The organism is Caldisalinibacter kiritimatiensis, from assembly GCF_000387765.1.
Taxonomy (GTDB): Bacteria; Bacillota; Clostridia; order Tissierellales; family Caldisalinibacteraceae; genus Caldisalinibacter; species Caldisalinibacter kiritimatiensis.
In genome coordinates, this window is sequence record NZ_ARZA01000029.1 from 1 (window position 1) to 7,920 (window position 7,920).

9 protein-coding genes are annotated in these 7,920 nt (G+C 30.8%); 1 reads left to right on the top strand and 8 read right to left on the bottom strand.

Going from position 1 to position 7,920, the window contains the following annotated elements:
* Positions 1-16: 16 nt before the first annotated feature.
* Positions 17-637, bottom strand: coding sequence for a transcriptional repressor LexA (gene lexA / locus L21TH_RS00860; RefSeq protein ID WP_006306550.1), 621 nt, complete (start codon positions 635-637; stop codon positions 17-19).
* 161 nt (positions 638-798) lie between these two features.
* Between lexA and yneA the strand changes: the two genes are divergently transcribed.
* Positions 799-1,092, top strand: coding sequence for a cell division suppressor protein YneA (gene yneA / locus L21TH_RS00865; protein ID WP_006306551.1), 294 nt, complete (start codon positions 799-801; stop codon positions 1,090-1,092).
* A 20-nt stretch (positions 1,093-1,112) separates the two neighbouring features.
* Here yneA and L21TH_RS00870 read toward each other — a convergent pair whose 3' ends face one another.
* The 7 genes from L21TH_RS00870 to L21TH_RS00900 form a co-directional block, all read right to left on the bottom strand.
* The gene (locus tag L21TH_RS00870; RefSeq protein ID WP_006306552.1) at positions 1,113-2,072 is read right to left on the bottom strand and encodes a tyrosine recombinase XerC; all 960 of its coding nucleotides are present in this window, start codon (positions 2,070-2,072) and stop codon (positions 1,113-1,115) included.
* A 792-nt stretch (positions 2,073-2,864) separates the two neighbouring features.
* Complete coding sequence (gene pruA, locus L21TH_RS00875) at positions 2,865-4,496, bottom strand: L-glutamate gamma-semialdehyde dehydrogenase (protein WP_006306553.1); 1,632 nt, start codon at positions 4,494-4,496, stop codon at positions 2,865-2,867.
* A gap of 41 nt (positions 4,497-4,537) precedes the next feature.
* Positions 4,538-5,686 (bottom strand): NAD(P)/FAD-dependent oxidoreductase, encoded by a 1,149-nt coding sequence (locus tag L21TH_RS00880; RefSeq protein WP_006306554.1) that lies wholly within the window; start codon positions 5,684-5,686, stop codon positions 4,538-4,540.
* Positions 5,679-5,957 carry a (2Fe-2S)-binding protein gene (locus L21TH_RS00885; RefSeq protein ID WP_006306555.1) on the bottom strand — a complete coding sequence of 93 codons (279 nt, stop codon included), beginning with the start codon at positions 5,955-5,957 and terminating at the stop codon, positions 5,679-5,681. Before L21TH_RS00885 ends, L21TH_RS00880 begins: the two co-directional genes overlap by 8 nt.
* 2 nt (positions 5,958-5,959) lie before the next feature.
* The gene (locus L21TH_RS00890; protein WP_006306557.1) at positions 5,960-6,448 is read right to left on the bottom strand and encodes a 4Fe-4S binding protein; all 489 of its coding nucleotides are present in this window, start codon (positions 6,446-6,448) and stop codon (positions 5,960-5,962) included.
* Positions 6,448-7,536: an NAD(P)/FAD-dependent oxidoreductase gene (locus L21TH_RS00895; RefSeq protein WP_006306559.1), complete on the bottom strand. Its 1,089-nt coding sequence runs from the start codon at positions 7,534-7,536 to the stop codon at positions 6,448-6,450. Before L21TH_RS00895 ends, L21TH_RS00890 begins: the two co-directional genes overlap by 1 nt.
* The gene (locus L21TH_RS00900) at positions 7,533-7,841 is read right to left on the bottom strand and encodes a (2Fe-2S)-binding protein (RefSeq protein ID WP_006306560.1); all 309 of its coding nucleotides are present in this window, start codon (positions 7,839-7,841) and stop codon (positions 7,533-7,535) included. Before L21TH_RS00900 ends, L21TH_RS00895 begins: the two co-directional genes overlap by 4 nt.
* Between the last annotated feature and the right edge of the window lie 79 nt (positions 7,842-7,920).

The window sequence follows — 7,920 nt, forward strand, 5'->3', positions numbered from 1 at the left end:
TTTATCTATATAAGCATTATTGTAATCTTCTAAATACACCAATAACTTTACCCAAAATTTTCAACTCTTTAACATATATAGGTTCCATATACTTATTCTCAGGTTGTAACCTAATATAATCCTTCTCTTTATAAAACCTTTTTATAGTTGCTTCATCTTCAATAAGTGCCACAACTATGTCACCATTATTAGCATAATTTTGTTTCCTTACCAAAACATAATCATTATCAAAAATACCTGCATCAATCATACTTTCACCAGTAACAGTAAGCATAAATATATCACTATTTTCTGTGAACTCAACAGGTAATGGAAAAGTATCTTCTATATTTTCAACAGCTAAAATAGGTTGACCAGCTGTAACTTTGCCAACAATAGGAACATGAATAATTTCTTTGTTGGGCAAATTATTGTCGGTATCTTTATCTAAAACTTCTATAGCTCTTGGCTTTGTTGGGTCCTTTCTAATGTAACCTTTCTTTTCCAATTTAGATAAATGTCCATGTACAGTAGAAGTAGACCTCAAATTGACAGCCTTGCAAATTTCTCTAACAGCAGGAGGATAGCCTTTGGTTTGTATTTCACTTTTTATAAACTGTAAAATTTCTAATTGTTTCTGTGTTAAATCTTCATACATATGTAGCACCCCACATAACCATATTTATCGTAATTATAACATATAAATTAGTATTTATCAAACATTCGTTCGTAAATTTAATTATAACTCTTGACACAGAACGTTTGTTCGTTTATAATTTAGATAAAGCGAACATAAGTTCTATTTGGAGGTGTAATTATATGAAAGAGGTATATAAAAAACATAATTATAGAGTTAGTTTTTTTACACTAACTGTTATATTGGGTTTGTTAGCAATTGGATTAATTACAAATATTAATAAAGCATATAGTAGTACATATAAAAAATACAAGATTATAACTGTGGATAAAGGTGATACTATTTGGCAAATCGCAAAAGAAAATAACTATAATAACCAAGATATCAGAAAAGTAGTTTATATAATAACGAGACTAAATAAAATGGAAAATGCAAAAATTCATCCTGGAGATACTATAAAAGTGCCAATTGAATAAAAAGGAATAGGAGAAAGACCCTATTCCTTTTTTGTTTGGGATAGAGGATTGCTTTTAACAGCTTGTCTTAACCTTTCATCATCTATATGTGTGTATATCTGAGTAGTAGAAACATTCTCATGTCCTAATATTTGCTGTAAAGCTCTTATATCTACATTGCCATACTTATACATAAGAGTAGCGGCAGTATGTCTTAATTTATGAGTTGAATATTTTTTAGTATCGAGTCCTGCAAGTTTAAGATATTTTTTTACCAAGTGTTGAACAGCCTTGTGACTTATTCGATTTTTCCTTTTACTTATAAACAAAGCTTTTTTATCTTTTAAGTTTTCTTTAGGTCTTACTTCGAGATACTTATTGATAGCTTCTACACATGCTTCATTCAGATATATAGTTCTTTCTTTATTTCCCTTACCTACAACGGTTAATATATCTCCTTTAATCTTATCTATATCTATACTTACTAGTTCAGACAATCTAAGACCACAATTTAAAAATAGGGTAATAATAGCATAATCTCTTTCTTTGAAAGGGCCATCAATGACATCTAATAATCTTTTTGCTTCGTCTAATGTCAAATACACTGGATGACGCCTATCAGTTTTAGGAGATTCTAAATCTTGAGCCGGATTTTCATCAATCAATTTTACTTTAGTATGTAAATATTTAAAAAAAGAACGGATGCTTGCAACTTTACGTGCTTTTGCATAATTTTTATTGTCTCGTTGCTTATCAACATAGGATATAAAAGCATATAAATCTTGAAGAGTAACTTTTCTAATCAAAGAAATATCTACATCTTGAATATCGATTTCTTCAAAATCTGTATTTCTGTCTACTAATCTATACCTAATTTTTAAAAATCTAAAGAAAGTTCTTAAATCAAAGTAATATTCTTTAACTGTATTTGGGGATTTACCTTTAATTGTTTCAATATAGTTTAAAAAATCTTCTAGTATAACTGGACAATCATAATACATTATAATCACTCCTATTTTTAAGTACTTTTATATAATTCTAATGTCGCAAAATATACATTTTGTATAATTAGATTCTATATTTTTGATTAAAATCCTGCTAAATTAATAAAAAAATTTATATTTTATCTATTTTTTATATATATGCATCTTAAAGAAACACTCAATACATATAAACTATCAAAACGTTATGTAACCCATTTGTTATATATCCGTATATTATGTCAGATTATATTGTTGAATTTTGCTTCTCAATTAACAATATAAACTTTGTCGAATTAATTTTTTAGAGTAAATTTTGCAAAAACTCTTTTTATTTTGAGCTTGTTTGCGTTTTTTTGACATCTCAAGACCTAAACTATGCCTATGATAATTAAATTGTTTACAATCCAATTTAATAAATATTTTTCAATTCCGGTATATAAAAGGAGTATAAAATGTGAAAGTTCATTTTGGTTATGTAGCTATAGCGGTAGATCTTAAAGACACATCTCCTTCTAAAACTATTTAACGATACTTTCTAACATAAACGATGCTGCACTTGATGTTTTTATAGTTACCATAATATTTTTATGGTCGCTTTCGGTGATTTAATTTTATGTGTTGATAGTAAATACAGCGCATATTGACTTTCACTTCATCTATTCTTTTATTAAAAACAAAATTTTAAATAATAGATGGATTTATGACAGAAAAATAGACTATCCAATTTTAGCACTTGGATAGTCTTTTTTACCTATGGCTTGCTTATTTATATTAGTTTACATAATTTTTTATACTACTGCTTATTGTAGTTTAGCTTTCCCTCATATAATTATATTCGTATTTTTTAGGTGGATTAAAATTCTCCTTTATTGCTCTTGGACTTATCCATCTCAATAAATTAAACATACTGCCTGCTTTATCATTTGTACCAGATGCTCTTGAACCACCAAATGGCTGTTGTCCAACTACTGCTCCAGTCGGTTTATCATTTATATAAAAATTACCTGCTGAATGTGTTAATGCCTTTTGCATTTTAACAGTTATTCTTCTATCTTGGCTAAAGATTGCACCTGTTAATGCATATGGCGATGTACTATTGCAAAGCTCTAATGTTTCTTCAAGATTATTGTCATTATAAACATATATAGTAATAACAGGTCCAAATATCTCTTCTTTCATTGTTTTAAATTTTGAATTATTAGTTACTATTACAGTTGGTTCTATAAAATATCCTTTATTATTATTACATTTACCACCATATATTACGTCAGCTTCATTTGAACTTTTAGCATATTCTATATAAGATTTAATTTTGTTAAATGCGTTTTCATCTATAACTGCTCCAATAAAATTACTAAAATCTTCTACATCTCCCATCTTTATAGTTGAAATTTCTTTTAACAACTTCTGCTTAACATCTGGCCAGATACTTTCTGGTATATAAGCCCTAGATGCTGCTGAGCATTTTTGCCCTTGATATTCAAATGCTCCCCTTACAATAGCTGTTACTAAAGAATCAATATCAGCACTTTTATGAGCAAAAATAAAATCTTTACCTCCAGTTTCCCCTACTATTCTTGGATACATTCTATATTTATCTATATTTTCGCCTACTGTTTTCCACATACCTCTAAATACTTTTGTAGAACCTGTAAAATGTATACCAGCAAGATATTCACTTTTTAATACATATTCACCTATTTCACTGCCGTATCCTGGCATAAAGTTTATTACTCCATCAGGCAATCCAGCAGCTTGTAAAAGCTTCATAAAGAAATAATTTGAATATACAGCATTAGATGCTGGCTTCCATAATACAGTATTCCCCACTAATGCTGGTGCAGTTGGCAAATTACCACCAATAGATGTAAAATTAAAAGGTGTAACCGCAAACACAAAACCTTCTAGTGGCCTATACTCTACTCTATTCCACACTCCTTTTGAAGAATAAGGCTGGTCATTATAAATTTGTGTTAAATAATAACAATTAAATCTTAGAAAATCTATAAGTTCACATGCTGCGTCTATTTCTGCTTGAAACACTGTTTTGCTTTGAGCCAGCATTGTAGCAGCATTAAGTGTAGAACGCCAAGGTCCTGACAAAAGCTCAGCTGCTTTCAGAAATATAGATACTCTATGCTCCCATGGCATATTATCCCATTCTCTTTTAGCATTTAATGCTGACTCAATAGCCATATTTACTTCTTTTTCTCCTGCCATATGATAAGTAGCTAAAACGTGTTCTTTGTCATGAGGAACTATACACTTATTAACTTTACCTGTTCTTACTTCTTTTCCACCTATTATTAAAGGTATCTCAATCTCTTTACTCTTTAACTCTTTAATTTTATCTTTCAAGTCTGTTCTTTCTTTGCTCCCTGGTAGATAAGAGTAAATCGGTTCATTATAAGGCTTTTTTATTTTAAAGTAAGCATTTGACATAAACAAAATCCCCCTTAATATTTGTTATATTTAATTACACTCTATACAACTGAAGGCTCTAATACCATTTCCCCTCTTTCAAATCTATCTTTATCAAGTTTATCAATAGGTATAGTTGTTTTTTCACCTATTATCTGTTCTGCCAAGAGTAATCCAGTCATTGGTGCTAACATAAAACCATGACCACTAAACCCAATAGCTAAATAAAATCCGTCAACTTCTTTAACCGGACCTAGTATAGGGTGTTTATCAGGTGTAATATTATATAATCCTGCCCACTGCCTTATAATTCTTAATTCTCCTAATGGTGGCAACAAATTGATTGCAGTTGTAGTCATCTGTTCCATAAAATTCCAACTTGATGTTACTCGTAAGTCTTTAGGTTCATTAGAATCCCCTCTCCCCATAATAAACGAACCATGTGGTGTCTGCTGACAATAAATATTAAGCGAAAATGAAATAACCATTGGCCCTTGGATTGGCTTAACAGGTTCAGTTACTAATATTTGATGTCTTTCTGAATATACAGGTAAATCTATACCGACCATTTTACCGATTTGTTTTGAATATCCTCCTGCAGCATTTATTACAATTCTAGTAGAAATAAATCCTTTATTTGTCTTTACTCCATATATTTTATTATTCTTTACCTTTATTCCTATAACCTCAGTATATGTATAAATTTTAACCCCTAATCTTTTTGCCGCTTTTGCATATGCATCAGTCATTAAAAATGGATTTAAATGACCATCTTTCGAGCAAAAAGTTGCACTTATTACTCCTTTCGTATTTAGATGAGGTACAATTTTTTTAGCTTCTTTAGGTGTAAGGTATTCTACTGGTATCCCTAATTTCCGTTGCAGTTTAACGTTTTCTTTAAATTGATTATCTTCCTTTTCTGTTGTTGCTACAATAAGATAACCTTCCTGTTTAAATTCAATGTCTTTATCATATTCTAATTCCTCTTTTGCATTTTCAAAAAACTTAATGCTTTCCATAGCCAATCTACAATTCATTTCCCTACCCCATTGTTGTCTTACCCCTGCACCACACCTTCCTGTAGAGCCACTAGCTAAATATTCTTTTTCTAGTATAACAACATTCTTTACACCTTTTTTAGCTAAATTATAAGCTATAGAACACCCAGAAATACCTCCACCTATAATTACAACTTCGGCAGATTTAATCATTTAAATTAGCTCCTTCTGCTATAGTTTTTATTTTTATTGGCTTAACAGGTGGTCTACTTGTACATGACTTAAGCTCAGAAATATCCTTACCAGTAATTAAAGCAATTTCCTTCATAATAATCTGAGAACATGTTTTTCCTTGACAGGGACCCATTCCAGCTCTAGAGATTCTTTTTATTTCATCTACTGACGTATATCCTTCTCTAATAAGTTTCCTTATTTCATCTAATGTTACATCTTCACATCTACACACTATTGTCTTCTCACGCAATTTTACCCCTCCATTCTTATATTTCTAAAGTCATATAAATATTTTTTTGATACCTCAACGTGAATTATCGTTGTTTTATCCTGCCTTTCAGCCTTTAAAACATTTACTATTTTTACATCTGTTATATACTTACCTGATCTATCCAATCCTTTTACTTTATCTCCTATTTTAGGTACAGGTAAAAACTCATAAGGTATCTTGAATATAACCTTATCATCTGCATATGTAGCATCTATAACCATTATAGCTAAACCAGGACAACAGCTTATACATAAACCACATCCATTACATAATTCCGGGTCAATAACTGGTATATCGTTTATATCTTTCATTTCCTTTATTGCTCCTCTTTTACAGACAGTGGAACATGGATTACATGGAATTCTTTCAAAGCATTCTATGATTGCAATAGGTCCCTTTTTAAGTCTATCTAAGCTAGGAAACTTTTCTTTTACTAATTTTTTATCTGCAACTCCTGTCTTACTTAACATTAATTAACACCTCTTTTTATCTTTTTTAAAGCTTTACGTATTTTTGTTCCATATGGTCCTCCTCTTAATTCCATTAATTGTTTTTCGTAATCCACTTTTAATCTTCTAAAATCTTGATGTACATATCCAATGCTCTTAGCTGCACATAATCCTGCTAGATACCCTTCTACCATAGCACTACTAGCTTCTTCTATTCCACATACATCACCCGCTACAAAAACACCGTTTCTTGTAGTCTCATAATTTTCATCTCTTATCGGTACTTGTCCACCTAGCTCACTTATATACATCATCTCACACCCTGCTTGAAATAAAAGTTCGTTAAGCGGCATAAGTCCTACCGATATACACATTACATCTACATTAAGCTCAATTTCTGTTCCAGATATTAGACTCCAGTTTGCATCTACTTTGCAAATAATTACTTTTTCAAGTGCTTCATTTCCAACTGCTTTTTTTACAGTATAACCTGTATATATAGGTACTCCCATTCTCGCAATTTTAGATGCATGAACTAAATAACCTCCTATCTTTGGTGCAGCATCAATTATAGCTTTTACATTAACACCGGCTTGTAACAATTGATAGCTAACTATAAGACCTATATTACCAGCTCCAACCATTAAAACTTCGTTTCCAGGTTTTACTCCATATACATTCATTAGTGTCTGTACAGCACCTGCTCCATATATACCAGGTAAATCACTATTAGGAAAAGCTAAGACTTTTTCACTAGCTCCTGTAGCAACTATTATAGCTTTAGGCTTTATCTTTTTATACTTACCATTACTTTCAACAGTAATAACACCATCTTCATATAATCCAAGAACAGTTGAATTATTCATTATTTTGATTTTATTCCGTAGATTAATAACCTTTTTTAATAAAATCTCTGCTATGTCAAATCCCCTTTTAGAAGCAAATTGCTTTTCAGACCCAAAAAACATATGTGTCTGCTTTATAAGCTGACCTCCCAATCTCTTGTTCTTATCTATTAAAATAGTATCAGCTCCACTAGATGCTGCATTTATTGCCGCACATAACCCTGCCGGTCCACCTCCTATTACAGCTATATCACAATTCGTCAAATTAGTTCCCCCTTTCCTTCTTGAGTTTCTATTACCATTCCTTCTTCTAATTCTGTAATACATGTTCTTACATTAGGTTTACCATTTACTTTCATAAGACAGGAAGAACAGTTACCTATTGCACAATAAAAACCTCTTGGCCTGTTTAAAGAAATACTTCTCCCTAATACTTTAATACCTGCAGCATGTAAAGCAGATGCAATAGTATCTCCCTCATAGCCTTCAAGAACTTTTCCATTAAAAGTAAATTTAATTTTTTTACCTCTTTTAAAATCAATAATTGGATGTTCCTTTATTCGCAACATACATACCCCCATTTTTATAACCATATAGCTCGTTGCAGAACTCTACAACTCGCATAAATACTGCATTTTATTTATTTAA